This is a genomic window from Flavobacterium lotistagni, assembly GCF_011392125.1.
Lineage (GTDB): Bacteria > Bacteroidota > Bacteroidia > Flavobacteriales > Flavobacteriaceae > Flavobacterium > Flavobacterium lotistagni.
Map to the genome: position 1 here is coordinate 106,905 of NZ_JAAJBU010000003.1, position 20,806 is coordinate 127,710.

21 protein-coding genes are annotated in these 20,806 nt (G+C 43.9%); 2 read left to right on the top strand and 19 right to left on the bottom strand.

The window, feature by feature from the left end; genetic code table 11:
* Complete coding sequence (locus G4D82_RS05250; RefSeq protein WP_166335274.1) at nt 1-1,053, top strand: UDP-glucose--hexose-1-phosphate uridylyltransferase; 1,053 nt, start codon at nt 1-3, stop codon at nt 1,051-1,053.
* A 1-nt stretch (nt 1,054) separates the two neighbouring features.
* Entirely contained in the window at nt 1,055-2,725 is a 1,671-nt protein-coding gene (locus G4D82_RS05255) for a sodium/sugar symporter (RefSeq protein ID WP_166335276.1), read from the top strand.
* Nucleotides 2,726-2,728: 3 nt separating this feature from the next.
* Here the strand turns inward: G4D82_RS05255 and G4D82_RS05260 are convergent, their stop codons facing one another.
* The 19 genes from G4D82_RS05260 to aspS form a co-directional block, all read right to left on the bottom strand.
* Complete coding sequence (locus G4D82_RS05260; protein ID WP_166335278.1) at nt 2,729-3,157, bottom strand: LexA family protein; 429 nt, start codon at nt 3,155-3,157, stop codon at nt 2,729-2,731.
* Nucleotides 3,148-4,425 (bottom strand): Y-family DNA polymerase, encoded by a 1,278-nt coding sequence (locus G4D82_RS05265; protein ID WP_166335280.1) that lies wholly within the window; start codon nt 4,423-4,425, stop codon nt 3,148-3,150. The genes G4D82_RS05260 and G4D82_RS05265 overlap by 10 nt, the downstream gene beginning before the upstream one ends.
* Nucleotides 4,426-4,643: 218 nt before the next feature.
* The gene (locus G4D82_RS05270) at nt 4,644-6,014 is read right to left on the bottom strand and encodes an NADH-quinone oxidoreductase subunit N (protein ID WP_166335282.1); all 1,371 of its coding nucleotides are present in this window, start codon (nt 6,012-6,014) and stop codon (nt 4,644-4,646) included.
* A 15-nt stretch (nt 6,015-6,029) separates the two neighbouring features.
* Nucleotides 6,030-7,466, bottom strand: coding sequence for a complex I subunit 4 family protein (locus G4D82_RS05275; protein ID WP_166335284.1), 1,437 nt, complete (start codon nt 7,464-7,466; stop codon nt 6,030-6,032).
* A gap of 9 nt (nt 7,467-7,475) precedes the next feature.
* Entirely contained in the window at nt 7,476-9,356 is a 1,881-nt protein-coding gene (nuoL, locus tag G4D82_RS05280) for an NADH-quinone oxidoreductase subunit L (RefSeq protein ID WP_166335286.1), read from the bottom strand.
* A gap of 6 nt (nt 9,357-9,362) precedes the next feature.
* Entirely contained in the window at nt 9,363-9,683 is a 321-nt protein-coding gene (gene nuoK / locus G4D82_RS05285) for an NADH-quinone oxidoreductase subunit NuoK (RefSeq protein ID WP_166335288.1), read from the bottom strand.
* Between the two features lies 1 nt (nt 9,684).
* The gene (locus tag G4D82_RS05290; protein WP_207788128.1) at nt 9,685-10,197 is read right to left on the bottom strand and encodes an NADH-quinone oxidoreductase subunit J family protein; all 513 of its coding nucleotides are present in this window, start codon (nt 10,195-10,197) and stop codon (nt 9,685-9,687) included.
* Nucleotides 10,197-10,742 (bottom strand): NADH-quinone oxidoreductase subunit NuoI, encoded by a 546-nt coding sequence (nuoI, locus tag G4D82_RS05295; protein ID WP_166335291.1) that lies wholly within the window; start codon nt 10,740-10,742, stop codon nt 10,197-10,199. Before nuoI ends, G4D82_RS05290 begins: the two co-directional genes overlap by 1 nt.
* Nucleotides 10,743-10,857: 115 nt before the next feature.
* Nucleotides 10,858-11,379 (bottom strand): ORF6N domain-containing protein, encoded by a 522-nt coding sequence (locus G4D82_RS05300; protein WP_166335294.1) that lies wholly within the window; start codon nt 11,377-11,379, stop codon nt 10,858-10,860.
* A 62-nt stretch (nt 11,380-11,441) separates the two neighbouring features.
* Complete coding sequence (gene nuoH / locus G4D82_RS05305) at nt 11,442-12,494, bottom strand: NADH-quinone oxidoreductase subunit NuoH (RefSeq protein ID WP_166335296.1); 1,053 nt, start codon at nt 12,492-12,494, stop codon at nt 11,442-11,444.
* A complete protein-coding gene (locus tag G4D82_RS05310) occupies nt 12,487-13,536 on the bottom strand; it encodes a 2Fe-2S iron-sulfur cluster-binding protein (RefSeq protein WP_166335299.1) in 1,050 nt (349 codons plus the stop codon). The genes nuoH and G4D82_RS05310 overlap by 8 nt, the downstream gene beginning before the upstream one ends.
* Nucleotides 13,537-13,615: 79 nt before the next feature.
* On the bottom strand, nt 13,616-14,983 hold the full coding sequence (nuoF, locus tag G4D82_RS05315; RefSeq protein WP_166335301.1) for an NADH-quinone oxidoreductase subunit NuoF: 1,368 nt from the start codon (nt 14,981-14,983) through the stop codon (nt 13,616-13,618).
* Nucleotide 14,984: 1 nt separating this feature from the next.
* Nucleotides 14,985-15,515: a complex I 24 kDa subunit family protein gene (locus tag G4D82_RS05320; RefSeq protein WP_166335304.1), complete on the bottom strand. Its 531-nt coding sequence runs from the start codon at nt 15,513-15,515 to the stop codon at nt 14,985-14,987.
* A 12-nt stretch (nt 15,516-15,527) separates the two neighbouring features.
* Nucleotides 15,528-16,763 carry an NADH-quinone oxidoreductase subunit D gene (locus G4D82_RS05325; protein ID WP_166335306.1) on the bottom strand — a complete coding sequence of 412 codons (1,236 nt, stop codon included), beginning with the start codon at nt 16,761-16,763 and terminating at the stop codon, nt 15,528-15,530.
* Between the two features lie 16 nt (nt 16,764-16,779).
* Nucleotides 16,780-17,304, bottom strand: a complete 525-nt coding sequence (locus G4D82_RS05330) for an NADH-quinone oxidoreductase subunit C (RefSeq protein ID WP_166335308.1) — start codon at nt 17,302-17,304, stop codon at nt 16,780-16,782.
* A gap of 4 nt (nt 17,305-17,308) precedes the next feature.
* Nucleotides 17,309-17,857, bottom strand: coding sequence for an NADH-quinone oxidoreductase subunit B (locus G4D82_RS05335; protein WP_166335310.1), 549 nt, complete (start codon nt 17,855-17,857; stop codon nt 17,309-17,311).
* 77 nt (nt 17,858-17,934) lie between these two features.
* Nucleotides 17,935-18,300, bottom strand: coding sequence for an NADH-quinone oxidoreductase subunit A (locus G4D82_RS05340; protein WP_166335312.1), 366 nt, complete (start codon nt 18,298-18,300; stop codon nt 17,935-17,937).
* Between the two features lie 215 nt (nt 18,301-18,515).
* Nucleotides 18,516-18,713 (bottom strand): cold-shock protein, encoded by a 198-nt coding sequence (locus tag G4D82_RS05345; protein WP_166335314.1) that lies wholly within the window; start codon nt 18,711-18,713, stop codon nt 18,516-18,518.
* Between the two features lie 206 nt (nt 18,714-18,919).
* On the bottom strand, nt 18,920-20,671 hold the full coding sequence (gene aspS, locus G4D82_RS05350) for an aspartate--tRNA ligase (protein WP_166335317.1): 1,752 nt from the start codon (nt 20,669-20,671) through the stop codon (nt 18,920-18,922).
* Between the last annotated feature and the right edge of the window lie 135 nt (nt 20,672-20,806).

Here is a 20,806-nt window from a genome sequence, read left to right on the forward strand (position 1 = left end):
ATGCAGCATTTCCACGCCAATGAACATCCGCACCGCCGATACAATCCTTTGCTCGGGGAATGGATTTTGGTTTCTCCGCACCGCGCCAAACGGCCATGGCAAGGGCAAAACGAAACGCTACTCGAAGAGACCAAGCCGGAATACGACCCGAATTGTTATCTCTGTGCCGGAAATATTCGCGCCAATGGCATCCAAAACGAACACTATACAGATTGTTTCGTTTTCGAGAATGATTTTTCTGCTTTACTCAAAGATGAAGTAACTTTTGATAAGGCACCATCAGAATTGTTTCAACTCAAACCCGAGCGCGGCATCAATAAAGTAATTTGTTTTTCACCGAAGCACCATCTTACCCTGCCGGAAATGGCAGTAGATGAAATTGAAAAAGTGGTGCAAGTTTGGAAAGCGCAATACCTCGAACTCGGCAGTCTTGATTATATCAATTATGTTCAGATTTTCGAGAATAAAGGCAGTATCATGGGCTGCAGTAATCCACATCCGCACGGACAAATTTGGGCGCAGTCTTCTTTGCCGACACAAATAGAAAAAACGCAGAAAAACCTATCAATCTATTATCAAAAACACAAAACCAGTTTGCTTGCAGATTATCTCAAAGAAGAACTCAAGCAACAGCAACGCATTGTTATAGAGAACACACATTTTGTAGCGCTAGTTCCATTCTGGGCCATTTGGCCTTATGAAACACTTATTATCAGTAAGAGGCATTTTGGCAGTATCATCGCGATGACTGCTGAAGAGACCACTGCATTTGCCGAAATCATCAAGAGCCTGACCACCAAATACGACAATCTTTTTGAAACGTCATTTCCGTATTCTTCAGGTATTCACCAAGCACCGACTGATAGAATTGCTCATCCTGAATGGCATTTCCACATGCATTTTTATCCGCCATTATTGCGCAGTGCGAGCATTAAGAAATTCATGGTTGGCTATGAAATGTTAGGCGAGGCGCAGCGTGATCTCTCGCCAGAGCAAAGTGCTCAAATTTTAAGGGAACTTCCAACCATTCACTATAAAACTAAAAACCTTTGACATGAACACTTTAGCGCTTCAGGACTATATAGTTTTCTTATTGTATTTTGTGATTATTGTGGCTTATGCCCTCTGGATTTATCGCCGAAAAAAACAAGTACAAACCACCAGCAATGACTATTTTTTAGCCGAAGGTTCGCTCACATGGTGGGCCATTGGCGCTTCGTTGATTGCCAGTAACATTAGTGCTGAGCAATTCATAGGAATGAGTGGCAGCGGATTCAAAATGGGTTTGGCCATTGCCACTTATGAATGGATGGCGGCCGCTACACTGATCATCGTTGCGGTGTTTTTCATGCCGGTTTATCTGAAGAACAAAATTTTCACCATGCCGCAATACTTGAACAAACGCTACAATAGCAATGTGGCTATGATCATGGCGGTGTTTTGGCTGTTGCTGTATGTCTTGGTGAACCTAACGTCAATTCTGTATTTGGGTGCGCTCGCCATCAGTAGTATTTCAGGTTTAGATATTTCCTTATGCATGGTTTTTCTGGCTTTTTTCGCGGTAATGATTACCCTTGGCGGAATGAAAGTGATTGGTTACACCGATGTGATTCAGGTGTTCTTCCTGATTTTAGGCGGATTGGTGACCACTTATTTAGCCCTTAATTTGGTTGCGGAAGAATTTGGATCGTCGGGTGTCATTAGTGGTTTTAGCCTGATGACCCAACATGCCAGCGACCATTTCCATATGATTTTTGAGCAGTCGAATCCGAATTATATCGATTTGCCAGGGCTTTCGGTACTCATTGGCGGAATGCTAATCATCAATCTGAATTATTGGGGATGCAACCAATATATTACCCAACGCGCTCTTGGAGCAGATTTAAAAACTGCCCGAAGCGGAATTTTGTTTGCAGCCTTTTTGAAATTGCTCATGCCGGTCATTGTTGTTTTACCCGGAATTGCGGCGTATGTATTGTACCAGAACGGTCATTTTCAGACCGAACTTTTACAAGAAGGTAGCGTGAATCCTGACCGTGCTTATCCCATCTTGCTGAATTTGCTTCCGGTAGGGCTCAAAGGACTTTCGTTTGCTGCTTTGACTGCTGCTATTGTGGCTTCATTGGCAGGAAAAGCCAACAGTATCGCTACGATTTTTACTTTAGATATCTATAAAACCAAGATCAATGTAACGGCCGATGAAAAGAAGTTGGTCAGCATCGGAAAGCTTACCATTCTTTTTGCCATGCTCATCGCGGTGCTGGTAGCCCCATTTTTAGGGATTGACAAAAAAGGCGGTTTTCAATACATTCAGGAATACACTGGTTTTGTCAGTCCGGGTGTTTTTGCCATGTTTCTTTTAGGGTTCTTCTGGAAAAAAACCACTTCCAATGCGGCTCTGTTTGCTACTATTGGCGGATTTGTATTGTCGATTGTTTTCAAGTTCATGCCAATATTTACAGACTTGTCCTTTTTAAATCCGTATGGGTTTTCGGTGCCTAATGCAGACGGTATTTATGAGATTCCATTTATTGACCGTATGGGTTTTGTGTTCGGAATTTGTGTCGTCGGGATGTATTTCATCAGTCAGTACGAAAACCGTCAAGGCCTCACCCCGAATGGGCTTGAAGTAGATCAGAAAATGTTTAAGATGTCGCCTTCTTTTGTGGTGGGCATGCTCGTTATCTTATCGATTCTAGCGGTGCTTTACACGGTTTTTTGGTAAAATTCAAACCTTTTTAATTACATAAGTCACGATACCCCAAATAATGAGTGTGCTTTCGTCGCTCACTTTGATCGGCTCGTATTTCGGATTTTCCGGCAGCAGCCACAAGCCCTCTTTTTTCTTTGATAGTCGTTTGACGGTAAATTCGCCATCGATAAAACACACTGCTATTTTCTTATCGGCGGGTTCCAAACTGCGGTCTACCACGAGCACATCTTTGTCGTCAATACCGGCACCGCTCATCGAATGGCCTTCCACACGAATATAGAAAGTAGCCAGCGGATTTTCAGACAAAGCCTTGTTGAGGTCGATTTTGTTTTCCATGAAATCCAAAGCTGGAGAGGGAAATCCTGCTGAAACGCCGTAGTCGAAATACGGAATTTCTATTTCGCTCTGCAAATCAGGTTGTATAAAAGTGAGTTTTACCGGCATGTTATGGTCAGGATTTCATCAAAACGAGTGGTGTATTTCGGGGAAAGTTTCTCTTGCTTCATGTTCCAGGTTTTCTCGCCTTGGGTGCCGATTTTTACTTTGCGTTCTCCGATTTTTTGGTTCAAGTGATCCATGGCCTGCATGAGTTTGAGGTGTTTCGGGTTTTCATCGGCAAACAAATCGAACTGTTTTTCATTTTCAGGGCACAACTGGCTCACAATCACGCCGGCTTTAGCAAAAATTAAATCAGGATTTCTACGATATATCTCAGTCAATAAATGAACAGCAGTTTGCACGAGCGTCAAGGTAGATTGAGTCGCAAATGGCAGCGTCATGAGTTGCTGATAACCGCGGCTTTTTCTTTTTCCGTCGGGGTAATCGACCGTTTTTAAAAACACATAGACTGTTTGGCAACATGATTTTTGCGCGCGCAATTTCTCGGCACATACTGAAGCAAAAGTCGAAACGCGTTCGCGTAGCGCATCGAAATCATTCAGTGCCTTCGGAAAACTTCGGGTCACAGCAATGGTCTTTTTTTCAGTCAGCGGCGCTTCGAGTTCTAAGACCGATTGGCCTTCGAGCTCATTCACCAAGCGCAAACCCACTACACCCATTTGCAGTTTGATCCAAGCGCGATGTCTCGGATCGACAAAATCATAAGCGGTATAAATGTTTCGGTCTTTCATTTTTTTACTTAGCCGAAATCCAATGCCCCAAACATCTTCAATTTTCGTCCATTTGAGCGCCTTGATACGCTTCTTATCGGTGTCTATAACGTGTACGCCTGAGGTTTGCTTCGGAAATTTGCGTGCAATTTTGTTGGCTACTTTCGATAAAGCCTTCGTTGGAGCCACGCCTACACAAACCGGAATACTCAGCCATTTCAGAATTCTATTTCTCATCTGCAGGCCATAATCGTGGTAATCAAGATTTTCATCCAATCCGTCAAAATTCAAGAAAGCCTCATCGATACTATATTCCTCCACATTCGGGGTAAACTGCCGCAGGATATCAAAAACACGTTGGCTCAAATCGCCATACAAAGCATAATTCGAAGAAAAAACATGCACTTTACTTTGACGCAACTGCTCACGCACCTGAAATTCTGGAGCGCCCATCGGAATACCGAGCACTTTGGCCTCATCGCTTCTAGAAATAATGCAACCGTCGTTGTTCGAGAGCACGGCAATAGGCTTCCCGACCAATCCGGGTTGAAACAGCCGCTCGCAGGAAGCGTAAAAATTATTGCAGTCTACCAGTGCATACATGAGGTAAATTTACGGCTTCCGAAAGTTAATTTTTTGGCTGTTGATAATTTTTTATCATATCAGCGGTATCGTTAAGTTTTGGAGCTGTTTCCCGCTTTTCGCAGTGCACGGCACTTTGCTGCAATCGGGGCTAGGGCTATATCTTGACTCGGCAGTTATTTGCATAAAAAAACCATCAGGAATTCTGATGGTCATTTTTATATTTGATTGTGTTAGGTTTATCCTAGCAAATCCATTACCAAAGAAGGGAATAATCCGAGGGCCAAGTTCAAAAGAATTGACACGATGGCTACTCCGTATATCAATACTGGTGTTCCGGTTCTGGCTTTATCAGCTTCTTTGGTGTACATGGCCAAAATCAGTTTGAAATAATAGCCCACGCTAATAATCGAATTGACTACGGCAACAATCACCAACACCAGATAACCGGCCTGAATGGTTTGGCTAAACAGAGTCAATTTGGCAAAGAAACCAGCAAAAATTGGAATTCCCGCCATCGACAGTAAAGCACCAGTAAGGATGGCCGCCAACAAAGGATTGGTTTTTCCAAGGCCATGAAAGTTCACGATATCTTCGTTGTCGCGGTTTTTACAAACATACAGAATCACGGCAAAAGCAGCAATTCCCGAGAGCGAATAGGCCGCAGCATAATACAACAAATTGCCGGCAGAATTATTTGTACTGAGCAACGTCATGAGCATGTAACCCGCGTGAGAAATTCCCGAGAAAGCCAACATTCTTTTGACATTTGCTTGCTTGAGGGCCATGATATTTCCGACAGTCATCGAAGCCATTGAAACGATAACCACAACGATTTGATATTGATAAGAAATCTCGGCATTCATGGCAGTGAGCAGTTTAAATAAAGTAGCCATCGCGGTCACTTTCGCCAAAGTACTCATCGTAGCGGTAGTCAGCGCTGGTGAACCTTCATAAACATCCGGCGCCCAAAAATGGAACGGCACTGCCGCAATTTTGAAGAACATTCCTATGGTCACTAGTGCTATTCCGATAGGGAACCAAATAGGCAATTCGGCAGAGCGCGAGAGTTCGGCAATTTCTGTAGTGTCAAAAGTGCCCATCGCGCCGTAAATCATACAAATCCCGAACAAAATAATTCCCGATGCGAATGAACCCAATAAGAAATATTTCATTCCAGCTTCGTTGCTTTTCAAGTTCAAACGGCTGCTGGCAGCCAAGATGTAGAGCGAAATAGACAATACTTCAATCCCTAAAAAGAACATCGCTAAATTTCCGAACGATACCATCGCAACGGCTCCTGAAAGCAAGAATATTTTGATAGCAATAAAATCCGATAGTTTGCTTTGGTGGCTTTCGTAAAAGTTGTGGCTTAGCGCGATTAAGAAAATCGTCAGGACGATGAACAAACTTGAAAACGAAACCGAAAACGCATTCACGGCAATCATATTCCCGTAGTAACTTCCGGGCATATTATACTCGGAAACCGTTAAGGCCAAAACGCCTAAAAGCCCAAGAATAGTAGCCGGAACGAGCAGTTTGCGCAGATTGATAATCTCAAATAAAAGGCATAAAACACCTAATCCTACTAAAGCTATTAATGTATTCATTTTTTTATTTGACAGTTATCGGTTGATGTGAATTAAGATATTTTCGATACTGGGCGAAATCAAATCGGTAATCGGTTTAGAGTACAACCCAAAGAAGAACAAAACCGCTACGATGAGCACTAGCAATAGACCTTCGTTGAAAGTAACATCGGCAAAAGGTTTCGCATTCACCTCGCCGAGCATCGCGTGTTGGAACATTTTAAGCATATAATAAGCGCCGAGGATAATAGTCAATCCGCCCAAAATGGCAAAGCCCAAATTCACTTGGAACAAACTGTAGAGCACCGTAAATTCTCCCACGAAATTAAAAGTCGAAGGCAAGGCTACAGAAGCCAAAACCAACAATAAAAACATTGAGGTGAATTTAGGAGTTTGCTGACGGATACCGCCCATTTCAGCAATCAAACGGGTTTCATATCGTCTGAAAATAATCTCCGCGACGAAGAACAAGCCAACGACTGTAAAACCGTGTGCAATCATTTGCAAAACTGCACCGCGCAACCCATCTAAAGTAAGTGTGTAAGCTCCGGCAGCGATTAACCCTACGTGAGCCAGTGAAGAATAAGCCAATAATTTCTTTAAATCTTTTTGTCTTAAAGCGACAATTGATCCGTAGATGACCCCGGCGACACTTAATCCAATCAATACATATTGATGCCCTTTAGCAGCGAGTGGCGCAATCGGCAATTGCCAACGCAAAACGCTGTACAATCCCATTTTGAGCATGATTCCTGAAAGCAACATCGTGCCCACGGTTGGTGCTTTTTGATAGACTTTCGCCTGCCAAGTATGGAAAGGAATAATCGGGATTTTGATTGCATAAGCTAAGAAGAATGCCATGAAAATCCAGAACTGCTGTGCGCAAGACAAACGCAATTGGTACAAATCGGTCAGTAAGAAACTACCGGCCTGTAAGTATAGATACACAAAACCGGTCAGCATAAACAGCGAACCGCCCAAGGTGTAGATAAAGAATTTCAGTACCGCCTTTTTGCGCTCTTCCGCATCGCCATTGCCCCAAAGCAGCGCAATGAAATAGATTGGAATCAGCGCCAATTCCCAGAAGATGTAATACAACAATCCATCGGCCGCTAAGAAAGTTCCAGCCATCGCAAACGACATGAAAAGAATCAAAGCATAAATCGAACGCGCATTCTTGTAATCATTTCCGAAACCTGAAAAGACGATCATCGGAGTCAGTGCCGTGGTCAGCAACAACATTGCCATCGCCAAACCGTCGGTCTTTAAAGCGAACGCGATATTAGGCTTGGTAATCCAGGCGGCGGTGTAATCCAGGTTCACTCCGGCTTCCAGTAGGTTCAATAGATAGAGGCTGTAGCCAAAAGCACCAAGGGAAAACAGCAAAGCTACTTTAGAAGCGAGTTTGTCTCCCGAAAGGTAAGTGGCCAGTGCGCCGACTAAAAGAAGAACTAATAAGTAAATGACATCCATCAGTATAAATTATTGAGCTAAGAATAAATAGGAAATGATCGCGATAACTCCCAAAACAAAGAAGAACAAATACAAACCGATGTTTCCGTTCTGCACTTTGCGGCCTTGTGCACCGAGCACCATAGTGGCTTTGCCCAGTCCGAAAACAAAACCTGAAACCGCGGTTTCGATATAATCACGGAAAAAGCGTGATAGGGCGTTGATGGGCTTTACAAATAGAAATTCGTAAACTTCATCGACGTAATATTTATCGTAAAGCACTTTTGAAAAGCCAGTAATCTGTGCGTCTTCTTCAGGCAATTGTCCTTGTTTGGCGTATTTCATATAAGCTATGGCAATACCGATGATTCCACCAGCTAAAGCAATTCCCATGAGCATGTATTCAGTCGTGCCCAACACATGTTCTTGGTGTGCCACTGAAAATAAAGGCGCCAAATAATGGTTGAGCCAAGCGTTTCCAGGCAAATTGATTGCGCCACCGATAGCAGCCAGAATCGCCAAAATAATCAACGGAATGGTAATGAGTTTTGGGCTCTCGTGCAAATGGTGTTTCTGCTCTTCCGTGCCGCGGAAATCTTTCCAGAAAGTAAGGAACATCAAACGGAACATATAGAAAGCTGTCATGATCGAAGCTATCGAACCAATCACCCAAAGTGCAATATTGTGGTGGAAAGCCGTCATCAGGATTTCATCTTTGGACCAGAAACCGGCCAGCGGGAAAATCCCTGAAATCGCTAAACTTGAAATTAACATTGTGATATAAGTAATCGGCATCACTTTTTTGAGCCCGCCCATTCTGCGCATGTCTTGCTCGCCGTGCAAAGCGTGGATCACCGAGCCCGAACCCAGGAACAAACAAGCTTTAAAGAAAGCGTGCGTGATGACATGGAAAACCGCTACTTGATAAGCACCACAGCCCAAAGCCAGAAACATCAAGCCCAATTGGGAAACGGTGGAATATGCGAGTACTTTTTTAATATCGTTCTGAACCAGTGCAATCGTGGCCGCTACCAAAGCAGTTGCAGCGCCTATGACAGCAATAATTGTTTGTACTTCTGGCGTCAAGGAGAACAAAAAGTTCATTCTGGTGACCATGAAAATACCGGCGGTTACCATCGTTGCCGCGTGGATCAACGCCGAAACCGGAGTTGGGCCAGCCATCGCATCCGGAAGCCAAGTATATAAAGGAATCTGTGCCGATTTACCGCAAGCGCCGATGAACAAGGCCAAAGCCGCGAGTACAATCCAGTTCGGATTCACACTGTTAGAAGTTTCTAGTGCCGTTTTCAATGTAGCGAAATCGACTGTAGAAAATGCGGCGCCCAGGATGAAAATTCCGATCAACAATCCTAGATCACCGATACGGTTCATGATGAATGCTTTTTTAGCGGCATCGTTGTATTCTTGGTTTTTGTACCAGAAACCGATCAATAAATAGGAGCAGAGTCCGACGCCTTCCCAACCGATGAACATAATCAACAAGTTACTTCCGACCACAAGCGTGATCATAAAGAAAACGAACAGGTTCAGGTAAGCAAAAAACGTATGCATTTTCTCATCGTCGTGCATGTAACTGATTGAGTACAGGTGGATCAACGAACCAATTCCTGTTACGAACAAAAGCCACAACAATGACAATTGGTCTAATAAAAATCCGAAATCGACTTTGAAATTCCCGACTTGAATCCAATCAAAAAGCGCGATTTGAATTGGGGTTTTCGTTGCATTCACCTGCATGAAAAGCATCAGCGACACCACAAAAGAAACCGCTACGGATAAAGTTCCGATGGTTCCCGATACGGATTTACCCAAAGTTTTCCCGAAGAAAACATTGATTAAGAAACCCGCAAACGGAGCCAATACCAAGACTAAAGCTAAAGTAGTATCCATAGAAAATTATCCTTTTAGTTTTTTGAGGTTATCGATATCGATCGAGCCTAAATTCCTGAAAATCGAGACCAGAATGGCCAGCCCGACTGCTACTTCTGCCGCTGCTACTGCCATTGAGAAAAACACGAACACTTGTCCTTGCGCATCCTGATGATAGGTCGAGAAAGCCACGAACAACAAATTCACCGCGTTGAGCATGATTTCGATTGACATGAACACGATGATGGCGTTTCTTCTGTACAACACTCCGAACACGCCAATGCAGAACAAAATGACGCTCAGGAAAATGTAGTTTTCTATACCGATATGGTTTAAGATATTATTCATCTTATTTCTCTGATTTTTCTTTTTTAGACAATAACACGGTTCCGATCATCGCGGTCAACAACAAAATTGACGCGTATTCAAACGGCACCATATATTCGTTGAGCAGCACTTTTCCGAGTACTTTAATCGATTGGTAATCTTCACCGGTGGAGGTATATTCGCCCACAATCGGTTTCGAGTTCACGAAGATTCCAATCAAAACCAAACACATCAAACAAAACAAAATCACGGCCGCCCATCGGGTCACGCGCGGTTTGTGTACTTCGTCTTCCTTGTTGAGGTTCATGAGCATAATTGTAAAAAGGAACAGAATCATGATCGCCCCGGAATACACGATAATATGCACAATCGCCAAAAACTGTGAATTCAGTAAAAGGTAATGGCCGGCAATCGAGAAGAAACAGATTACCAGGTAAATCGCAGAGTGAATAGGGTTTTTGGTGAAAATGGTCAAAAACGCCGTGGCCAAAGTAATAGCCGATAACACGCAAAAAAGGATAGTAATGATTGACATTAGTTAACGGTTTTAGATTGAGCATTTTTCATCGCCATTTCCAACGGCATCACCAATTTGTCTTTGCCGAAGATGAAATCCTCGCGCTTGTAGCTCGAAGGCACGAGCACTTTAGATTCGGTCAGGTAAATCGCGTCTTTCGGGCAAGCTTCCTCACACAATCCGCAGAAGATGCAGCGCAACATATTGATTTCGTAGACCGAAGCGTATTTTTCTTCGCGGTACAAATGTTTTTCCTCGGGCTTTCTTTCGGCAGCGGTCATTGTAATGGCTTCTGCTGGGCAAGACAAGGCACACAATCCGCAGGCAGTGCAGTTCTCACGGCCTTGTTCGTCGCGTTTGAGCATGTGTTGTCCGCGATAAACCGGGCTCATCGGGCGCACTTGTTCCGGATATTGGATCGTCACTTTGCGCGAGAATAAATGCTTGATGGTAATGATTAGTCCTTTGATGATCGCTACCAGGTAAAGTCGCTCCAAGAAAGACATTTCCTTGTTGGAAACCTGCTTTTTCCGGCCCGATAATGATATAGATGCTATACTCATTTTGTTGTTTTTATTTTTTCAGAAGCTTGGTCCCGCTATCCGCTATATCTTTTGTTCCGCTATGCTTCACAAAAGGATGCCGCTGCTATCGGGGCTAGGGCTGCTGTGCTGTCATTCAGTTTTGTTTGTAACCTATTTTTGTTCGCTCGGTTTTCGTTTCTTGTTTTTGAATCAGTTCATCGAGATACGAAAAAACCAATTCTATATTCTTGTCGTGGTTCACGAGTTTCTTTTTTATTTCCTCAAGCTCGATTTTGAGGTTTATGTTGGTCAGCAGGTAATCCCGCAGACTTACAAAAACTTCAATAATCCGGATGCTCATTTGTGTTGCCTGTTCGCTTTTCAACACATTAGCCAGTTGCAAAATCCCGTGTTCGGTAAATGCATAAGGCAACTTTCTGGAACCGCCCCAACTTGAAGTCGCATTTTGCGACTTCAAGTTTTGAAATTCTTCTTCGGTGAGCTGAAACATAAAGTTGTCCGGAAATCGCGCGCTGTTCCGCTTGATTTGTTCGTTCACTCTTTTGGTTTCTACTCCGTAAAGCGTTGCTAAATCTCGGTCTAACATCACTTTCTGATTCCTGATGAAATAAATTTTATCAGTAATCACTTCTTTTGGGATTACTCCGTTTTCCATAAAAAATCTGTTTGGCGTTGATAGTGGAAACTTTTTTATGTGTATTTCCCCACACTTCTATTTTACATGCCCAAATAGGCGGCGATGTCATGTCTTAAAATCACAATTCCGGTGATGATAATATTGGCAATCGAAAGCGGTATTAAAATCCTCCAGCCCAAATGCATCAATTGGTCATAACGGAATCTCGGAATCGTCCATCTTACCCACATATAGAAAAAGATGAAGAAGCAAATCTTAGCAAACAATACCGCAATTCCAATCACGTTGGCGATGTTCACGCCCCAGTGCTCCACAGCCCAAGCCATTCCCGGATAATTATACGCACCGAAGAACAACACAGCCAAAATCGTCGAAGAGATAAACATATTCGCATATTCAGCAAACAGGTAGAATCCCATTTTCATCGACGAATATTCAGTATGATAACCACCAATGAGTTCCGATTCACACTCGGCCAAATCAAAAGGGGTACGGTTGGTTTCTGCAAACGCGCAAATCAAGAAAATCAAGAAAGACAACGGTTGGTAAAATACATTCCAGTGCATACCGGATTGCTGCGCAGAAATTTCCCTTAAGCTCAACGAACCGGTCATCATCAATAGAGCAATGACTGAAAGTCCCATCGCTATTTCGTAAGAAACCATTTGCGAAGCCGCACGAACCGCGCCCATCAAGGAGAATTTATTGTTCGATGCCCAGCCTCCGATCATGATGCCGTAAACGCCCACGGAAATCACTCCGAAAACATACAGTAAAGCCACATCGATATCGGTCGCCTGCAGAATAATGTCTTTTCCGAAAAGGTGCAATTTGTCGCCCCACGGAATCACCGCGCTAGTCATCAAAGCAGTGCTCATCGCAATGGCAGGCCCAACAACGAATAAAAAACGGTTAGGCGTGTTCGGGAAAAATTCTTCTTTAGAAAACAATTTCAAACCATCAGCAAGCGGTTGCAAAATTCCACCGATTCCGGCTCTATTAGGCCCAATACGGTCTTGCAGCCAAGCCGCGATTTTACGTTCTGCCAAAGTAGAATACATGGCCATGAGCATCGTAATGGCAAACACCACTACAATAATGACGCTCTTTTCAATCACAAATGCACTATCCATGGTTTCCTAGATTTTTCTGATTGATAATGTCTTCTTCGGTCAGCGGTGTGGTTTTCATACTGATTTTCTTGCGGTCGACCTCGCGGCCTAAAAGAATATTTTTCTCAGTAGCGATTTCTACTTTGTCGAGTTTTCTGGTGTAATTGTTTTGATTGATGACCGAATCTTTTTCGAATTTGCGCGGGCCTTCAATCACCCAGTCTTTCGGGTCTTTGTGGTCGAAACGGCACTCGTTGCAGATAAATTCCTCTACTTCGTGATATTCATCTTTGCGGCCGGTTACTCTTTGAATTTCGTCGCCGAACATCCAGACGGTGGTTTTTCCGCAGCATTTGTCGCAGTTTCGGTGTGCGTTGTAAGGCTTGTTGAACCAAACTCTTGATTTGAATCGGAAAGTCTTGTCAGTCAATGCGCCAACTGGGCAAACATCGATCATGTTTCCGGAGAACTCGTTATCGATGGCTTTAGAGATGCAAGTTGAAATGTTCGAATGATCGCCGCGATCCATTACACCATGTACGCGGTTGTCAGTCAATTGGTCGGCCACCATTACGCAACGGTAGCACAAAATGCAACGGTTCATGTGAAGCTGAATGTTCGGGCCGATATCTTCCGGTTCGAAAGTTCTTTTCTCTTCTATGAATCTAGTCTTAGATTTTCCGTGTTCGAAGCTCAAATTCTGCAAATCACATTCTCCGGCCTGGTCGCAAATCGGGCAATCCAGCGGGTGATTGATCAGCAGGAATTCTGTTACTGATTTTCTAGCTTCTTGAACTCGTTCCGAAGATTTGCTGTTGACTTCCATACCGTCCATGCAACCAGTGACGCACGAGGCCATTAGTTTGGGCATCGGTCTTGGGTCGGCTTCACTTCCTTTGGAAACTTCCACCAAGCAGCAACGGCATTTTCCACCGCTTCCTTTGAGTTTTGAATAATAGCACATCGCCGGCGGTACCACTTCGCCACCAATCATGCGCGCGGCCTGAAGGATGGTGGTTCCCGGTTCGACTTCGATACTTTGACCGTCTATAGTTACTTTCATATTTATAGTTGTTGGTTGTTGGTTGTCGGTTGTTAGTTTGCGGAAATCCATCAGCTACCAACCATCAACAGTCAACTTTTTATACTGTTACATTAGAAACCAAGTGGCGCACCTTTTCGAAAGGCTCGGCCACAAAGTGGTCTCTGTTTTTGATTTTTTCCGGAAAACGGATGTGGTATTCGAATTCTTCTTTGAAATGTCGAATCGCAGCAGCTACGGGCCAAGCAGCGGCATCACCCAAAGGGCAAATGGTGTTGCCTTCAATCTTGCTCTGAATGCTCCACAACAATTCGATATCTTCTTCGCGGCCATGACCGTTTTCAATTCTGTGTAAAACTTTCTCTAACCAACCGGTTCCTTCGCGGCAAGGCGAACATTGCCCACAGCTTTCGTGATGGTAGAATCTGGAGAAATTCCAAGTGTTGCGCACGATGCAGGCGCGGTCGTCATAAACGATGAATCCGCCGGAACCCAGCATCGAACCGGTAGCAAAACCACCGTCGCTTAGGGATTCGTAAGTCATTAAACGGTCTTCACCGGCTGCGGTTTTGTAAATTAAGTGCGCAGGTAAAATCGGCACGGAACTTCCTCCGGGAACGAAAGCTTTGAGTGGACGGTCGGTGCTCATGCCGCCCAAATATTCGTCAGAGTTCATGAACTCGTAAACGCTAAGGCCCAAATCAATTTCGTAAACGCCAGGTTTTTTGATATTTCCTGAAGCAGAAATCAGCTTGGTTCCGGTAGAGCGCCCGATTCCAATTTTCGCGTAATCGGCTCCTGAATTGTTGACAATCCAAGGTACGGCGGCAATCGTTTCTACGTTATTCACTACCGTCGGATTGGCCCAAAGTCCTGAAACTGCCGGAAATGGCGGTTTGATTCTTGGGTTTCCTCTTTTGCCTTCGAGTGATTCAATCAGAGCCGTTTCTTCTCCGCAAATGTAAGCGCCGCCACCGATTTGAACGTATAAATCCAAATCATAACCGGAGCCTAAGATATTTTTTCCCAACCAACCGGCCGCTTTGGCTTCGGCGATGGCTCTTTCTAAAATTTTGTACACCCACATATATTCCCCGCGGATATATATATAGGAAAGATTCGCGCCCAAAGCATAACTCGAAACGATCATGCCTTCGATGAGCAAGTGCGGAATGTATTCCATCAGGAAACGGTCTTTGAAAGTACCCGGTTCCGATTCATCGGCGTTGCAAACCAAATGTCTGGGTTTGCCTGATTTCTTGTCGATGAAACTCCACTTCATTCCGGCAGGGAAACCGGCGCCACCACGACCGCGCAATCCGGAAGTTTTCACTTCTTCGACTACTTCGTCTGGCGTGAGTTTTTTCAGGGCTTTTTCCACGGAAGTATAACCACCTTCTTTGCGGTACACTTCGTAGGTCTTGATGCCCGGAACGTTAATCTTGTCTAATAATATTTTCTGTGACATATTATTTATCGTGTAACGTGATTTTGTTATCTCGGCAATCAGCAATGAGCTGGTCGATTTTTTCTTCGGTTAAATGTTCTTGGTAGAAATCGCCGAGCTGCATCATAGGGGCATAACCACAAGCGCCCAAACATTCTACACCGCGTACTTCGAACATACCGTCTGCTGTTGGCTCGCCTACTTTCACACCAAGTTTGTTGCAGGTATAATCCATTAAATTCTCCACGCCATTCAAACAACACGGAGAAGTTTGGCAGAACTCGAACATGTATTTGCCGATTGGGCGTTGGTTGAACATGGTATAAAAAGTAACGACCTCGTAGACTTCTACTGGTTTGATGCCAATGATTTCCGCGACTTTGTCCTGCAACTCGATGCTAAGCCAGTTGTCATGCGCATCCTGAACTTCGTGCAGAATCGGAAGCAAAGCCGACTTGCGTTTGTCTGACGGATAATGGCTCAAAAGCTCGTTGATTCTTGCCATTAAGGCGTCGGTGATATTGATTTGCTGCGTGTAGTGTTTTCTTTCCATCTCTATTTTTTATTAGGCATCCAGCTCTCCGGCAATCACATTCAAACTAGATAAGATAACAATCGCATCGGATAACATCGCGCCTTTGATCATTTCGGGATAGGCCTGATAATAGATAAAACAAGGGCGGCGGAAATGCAAACGGTATGGGGTTCGGCTTCCGTCAGTTACTAAATAAAATCCCAGCTCGCCGTTGCCACCTTCCACGGAGTGATACACTTCAGCCACCGGAACAGGCACTTCGCCCATAACAATTTTGAAGTGGTAAATCAAAGATTCCATAGTGGTATAAACGTCTTCTTTCGGAGGCAAGTAATAATCAGGAACATCTGCATGGTAAGGGCCTTCAGGCAATTTCGCCAAAGCTTGTTTGATGATGCTGATACTTTCCCAAACCTCGGCGTTGCGCACACAGAAACGGTCATAAGTATCGCCTGATTTTCCTACCGGAACAGAGAATTCAAAATCTTCATAAGACGAATAAGGATGCGCCACACGAACGTCATAATCGACTCCGGCTGCGCGCAGGTTCGGGCCTGTAAAACCGTAAGCCATCGCTTGTTCTGCTGAAATAGCGCCTACGTTTACCGTTCTATCAATAAAAATTCTATTTCTTTCGAAAAGGTTTTCAAATTCTTTCCAAGCTACCGGGAATTCTTCTAGAAAAACGTTGAGTTTTCTGAAAGCTTCCTCAGACCAATCTCTTTCGAAACCTCCAATTCTTCCCATGTTCGTCGTCAAACGTGCCCCGCAGATTTCTTCGTAGATTTCATAAACTTTCTCGCGGAACTGGAACACATAAAGGAATCCGGTATAAGCTCCGGTATCTACACCCAAAATCGAGTTGCAGATCAAATGGTCGGTGATTCTGGCAAGTTCCATTACAATCACCCGCAGGTATTGCGCGCGCTTAGGTACTTCCACTCCGAGCATTTTCTCAATGGTCATCCACCAACCCATATTGTTAATCGGCGACGAGCAATAGTTCATGCGGTCGGTTAGTGGCGTGATTTGGTAGAAGGGTCGGTTTTCAGCAATTTTTTCAAACGCGCGGTGAATGTAACCCACAGTAGGCTCAGCTTCTAAAATCCGCTCGCCGTCCATGAGCAATATATTCTGGAAAATACCGTGGGTAGCGGGGTGCGTCGGACCTAGGTTCAGGATCGAGAGTTCACTGCCGTCTTCATTGTGTCTTTCCTTGATAATCTTAGCGTAACGGTGCTCCGGTGGTAATAATAGTTCTGACATTTATAGCTCGTATAAATTATAAATTGATCGTGGTTCTTCCGAAGAAACGGTCGTCTTTGTCGGTGCGGCCACTGTCTTCCATTGGGAATTCCTTGCGCATCGGGTGCGAGATCATCTCGTCCATGTTGAGGATGCGCTTGAGTTGCTGATGGCCTTTGAAATCGACGCCAAAAAAGTCATAAGATTCGCGCTCCATCCAGTTGGCGGCAGGAAAAATATTCGATATGGTTTTGATTTCCGGTTTTTCCGAACTGATAAAAGTGCGGATGCGGATGCGTTTGTTTTCGTACCAATTGTGCATCAAGTAAGTAACGGCGAATTGGCGGTTCACATCCGGATCATCTGGGAAATGAATGGTGAAAAGCGAGGTCAGAAAGTTGAACCGTAATGCGTCATCATTTTTTAAGAACAAAATGACTGCAGTGTTGATTTCGGCATCCATTTCAAACGAAAAAAGATCTCTTTCCTGGTGGAAATTCCTTACTTTGTCACCAAAAGTTTGGGTCAGTTTGTTTTGAATCTCGTTGTTTTCTAAAGCCATTTTGCTATTTGATATTATACGAAGCCAGTAGTTCTTGGTATTCTGGTGAACTTCTTCTTCTGACTGATTCTGATTTGACGAGTTCCTGTAATTTCATCACGCCGTCTACGATTTGCTCTGGTCTTGGCGGGCAACCCGGAACGTAAACATCCACCGGAATTACTTTGTCGATGCCTTGCAATACGGAATAGGTATCGAAAATTCCTCCAGAACAAGCACAAGCACCGACAGAAATTACCCATCTTGGCTCGGACATTTGCTCGTAAACTTGACGGAGAATCGGGGCCATTTTCTTGGAAATCGTTCCCATGACCATCAACATATCGGCCTGTCTGGGCGAAAAACTCACGCGCTCGGAACCGAAACGCGCTAAGTCATAATGCGAAGCCATCGTCGCCATGAATTCAATACCGCAGCACGAAGTGGCAAAAGGCAAAGGCCAAAGCGAATTAGCGCGTGCCAAACCCACCACATCGTTGAGCTTGGTAGCGAAGAATCCTTCACCTACAATGCCTTCGGGCGGTTCAACCATATTTATTTTTGAATTGCTCATTGTTTTAAATTTGAATTGATAAACGTTGGACACAGAACGCCAATGGCACTTTTAAATTCTGTTTTAACATTCATTTGTTATTCCCACTCGAGCGCTTTTTTCTTGATGATGTAGAAAAACCCTACCAGCAAAAGCATCATGAACACGACCATCTTAATCATGCCTTCGATGCCTAAACTTTTGAAATTAATTGCCCAAGGATAGAGGAAAATAACCTCCACATCAAAAAGCACAAAAAGAATCGCCACTAAGAAATATTTGACCGAAAACGGAATACGGGCATTTCCAACAGATTCGATTCCGCACTCGAAATTTTCGTCTTTCACTTTTGAGGATCTTCTCGGGCCTAATTTGCCTGAAATGATAATGGTTCCCACTACAAATCCAACTGCCAAAAGCATCTGCATCAGGATCGGGAAATAGTCTAATTGATTGGATTGCATACTGCTCAAACGGGTTTAAAATTTTCCAGCACAAAGATAACTGTCAGGAATTAAATAGCAACGAAAAAATCAAAATTCGTGGCAAAATAGCCAAAAGCAACTTCTAATTTTTATTGATTATAAATAAGGATTGTAAATGGTTCCGGTATAAATAAAAAAACGCCCCAAAATCAATTGGAGCGTACACCATTCAGGCAACAAAAAATAATATATCTTTAGTCGATAGTTACCACTTGGGCAGCTACTTTACCTTTTCTTCCTTCTTCTTCTTCATAGCTTACTCGGTCTCCTTCGCGAAGTTCTTCCGCTTTGATTCCTGAAGCATGGACGAAGATGTCTTTTCCTGTTTCTTCGTCTGTAATGAATCCGTATCCTTTTGATTCATTGAAAAATTTAACTGTACCTGTACGCATTGTATTTGTAATAAAATTGATAATGCGACAAATGTAATCTTTAAATGTATACGAAAATCAGTCAGGTATTAATTTTTCGTAAAAATTATTGATTTACAGTATTTTGAAAGTTTCCAAAACGGATTTTAAAGATTTGCTATTCCGAAAATGATTTTTTTCTAAATTATTGTCGGCCCAAGGCTCTGATTTCGCGGCTATTTTGATGTTTATTGCAAGTTTAATCTTATGTGAAGTTCATCCAATTGGGCGTTATCAATCACCGAAGGCGCATCGATCATCACATCGCGGCCGGAGTTGTTTTTCGGGAAAGCAATAAAATCACGAATGGTTTCCTGCCCACCGAGAATTGCCACCAAACGATCGAGTCCGAAAGCCAATCCACCATGTGGCGGCGCACCAAACTGGAACGCATCCATCAAAAAGCCGAACTGATTTTTCGCTTCTTCTTCAGAAAAACCTAAATATCTGAACATCAACTGTTGGGTTTCTTTGTCGTGAATTCTAATCGAACCTCCGCCGATTTCATTTCCGTTTAAAACCATATCATAAGCATTCGCGCGAACTTTCCCTGGATCGGTTTCGAGCAGTTTCATGTCTTCAGGTTTCGGCGAAGTGAACGGATGGTGCATTGCGTGCCAACGGTTGCTCTCTTCATCTTTTTCCAACAGCGGGAAATCCACTACCCACAGCGGAGCAAATTCATGCGGTTTTCTTAAGCCTAATCTTGTAGCCAGTTCCATTCTCAAAGCGGAAAGTTGCGTTCTGGTTTTATCAGCGCCGCCGGAAAGCACGAAAATCATATCGCCTGATTTTGCACCTGTAGCTTCGGCCCATTTTTTCAAATCGTCTTGGTCGTAGAATTTATCGACCGATGATTTATAACTGCCGTCTTCGTTGCATTTCACATACACCATTCCTGAAGCGCCAATCTGCGGTCGTTTCACCCAATCAATCAAGGCGTCGATTTCTTTTCGGGTCATTTCACCGCAGCCCGAAGCGGCAATTCCGACCACAAGTTCGGCCGAATTGAACACGCCGAAATCTTTATGTTGCGCCACAGCGTTGAGTTCGCCGAATTCCATCCCGAAACGGATGTCCGGTTTGTCGTTGCCGTAGGTTTTCATCGCGTGCTCGTAGGTCATTCTCGGGAATTTATCCACTTCAATGCCTTTGAGTTCTTTGAGTAAATGACGTGTCAATCCTTCAAAAACATTCAGAATGTCTTCTTGCTCCACAAAAGCCATCTCGCAATCGATTTGGGTAAATTCCGGCTGACGGTCAGCGCGCAAATCTTCGTCGCGGAAACACTTCACAATCTGGAAATATTTGTCCATACCGCCTACCATCAACAATTGTTTGAAGGTTTGTGGCGATTGCGGCAAAGCATAAAATTGTCCTGGGTTCATGCGGCTCGGCACCACGAAATCACGAGCGCCTTCCGGAGTCGATTTAATCAAATAAGGTGTTTCCACTTCACAGAAACCTTGCTCAGAAAGGTATTTGCGCACTTCCATTGCAACTTGGTGACGGAACAACAAACTGTTTTTTACAGGATTTCTACGGATATCCAAGTAGCGGTATTTCATCCGGATGTCTTCTCCGCCGTCGGTTTCATCTTCAATCGTAAATGGCGGAGTAATCGCTGCATTGAGAATATTCAGTTCAGTTACTAAAATCTCAATTTCACCGGTAGCCATATTCGGGTTTTTCGACTCGCGTTCAATCACGGTGCCTTTGATCTGAATTACGAATTCGCGGCCCAACGTTTTGGCTTTTTCAAAAACGGTTTTCTCGGTGCGGCTTTCGTCAAAAACCAATTGCGTAATGCCGTAGCGATCGCGCAAATCAACCCAATTCATAAAACCTTTATCCCTTGATTTTTGCACCCAGCCCGCTAGTGTGACTTCGTTACCAATGTTTTTCGCGCTGAGTTCGCCGCAAGTATGACTTCTGTACATGTGAGAAATTTTAGTGTGCAAATTTAGCAAACTGTCACCATATATATTACTCCAATCGGGAACATATTTTTCTTTTGGGCGTTTCCCTACGGGTCAGGCTGTTCGCTCTATCTGCGCCAAGTTTGTCGCAGGATG

Excerpts from the sequence above, each read along its gene's own strand:
- G4D82_RS05250 (WP_166335274.1), top strand. The coding sequence starts at position 1 with ATGCAGCATTTCCACGCCAATGAACATCCGCACCGCCGATACAATCCT.
- G4D82_RS05255 (WP_166335276.1), top strand. The coding sequence starts at position 1,055 with ATGAACACTTTAGCGCTTCAGGACTATATAGTTTTCTTATTGTATTTT.
- G4D82_RS05260 (WP_166335278.1), bottom strand. The coding sequence starts at position 3,157 with ATGCCGGTAAAACTCACTTTTATACAACCTGATTTGCAGAGCGAAATA.
- G4D82_RS05265 (WP_166335280.1), bottom strand. The coding sequence starts at position 4,425 with ATGTATGCACTGGTAGACTGCAATAATTTTTACGCTTCCTGCGAGCGG.
- G4D82_RS05270 (WP_166335282.1), bottom strand. The coding sequence starts at position 6,014 with ATGAATACATTAATAGCTTTAGTAGGATTAGGTGTTTTATGCCTTTTA.
- G4D82_RS05275 (WP_166335284.1), bottom strand. The coding sequence starts at position 7,466 with ATGGATGTCATTTACTTATTAGTTCTTCTTTTAGTCGGCGCACTGGCC.
- nuoL (WP_166335286.1), bottom strand. The coding sequence starts at position 9,356 with ATGGATACTACTTTAGCTTTAGTCTTGGTATTGGCTCCGTTTGCGGGT.
- nuoK (WP_166335288.1), bottom strand. The coding sequence starts at position 9,683 with ATGAATAATATCTTAAACCATATCGGTATAGAAAACTACATTTTCCTG.
- G4D82_RS05290 (WP_207788128.1), bottom strand. The coding sequence starts at position 10,197 with ATGTCAATCATTACTATCCTTTTTTGCGTGTTATCGGCTATTACTTTG.
- nuoI (WP_166335291.1), bottom strand. The coding sequence starts at position 10,742 with ATGAGTATAGCATCTATATCATTATCGGGCCGGAAAAAGCAGGTTTCC.
- G4D82_RS05300 (WP_166335294.1), bottom strand. The coding sequence starts at position 11,379 with ATGGAAAACGGAGTAATCCCAAAAGAAGTGATTACTGATAAAATTTAT.
- nuoH (WP_166335296.1), bottom strand. The coding sequence starts at position 12,494 with ATGGATAGTGCATTTGTGATTGAAAAGAGCGTCATTATTGTAGTGGTG.
- G4D82_RS05310 (WP_166335299.1), bottom strand. The coding sequence starts at position 13,536 with ATGAAAGTAACTATAGACGGTCAAAGTATCGAAGTCGAACCGGGAACC.
- nuoF (WP_166335301.1), bottom strand. The coding sequence starts at position 14,983 with ATGTCACAGAAAATATTATTAGACAAGATTAACGTTCCGGGCATCAAG.
- G4D82_RS05320 (WP_166335304.1), bottom strand. The coding sequence starts at position 15,515 with ATGGAAAGAAAACACTACACGCAGCAAATCAATATCACCGACGCCTTA.
- G4D82_RS05325 (WP_166335306.1), bottom strand. The coding sequence starts at position 16,763 with ATGTCAGAACTATTATTACCACCGGAGCACCGTTACGCTAAGATTATC.
- G4D82_RS05330 (WP_166335308.1), bottom strand. The coding sequence starts at position 17,304 with ATGGCTTTAGAAAACAACGAGATTCAAAACAAACTGACCCAAACTTTT.
- G4D82_RS05335 (WP_166335310.1), bottom strand. The coding sequence starts at position 17,857 with ATGAGCAATTCAAAAATAAATATGGTTGAACCGCCCGAAGGCATTGTA.
- G4D82_RS05340 (WP_166335312.1), bottom strand. The coding sequence starts at position 18,300 with ATGCAATCCAATCAATTAGACTATTTCCCGATCCTGATGCAGATGCTT.
- G4D82_RS05345 (WP_166335314.1), bottom strand. The coding sequence starts at position 18,713 with ATGCGTACAGGTACAGTTAAATTTTTCAATGAATCAAAAGGATACGGA.
- aspS (WP_166335317.1), bottom strand. The coding sequence starts at position 20,671 with ATGTACAGAAGTCATACTTGCGGCGAACTCAGCGCGAAAAACATTGGT.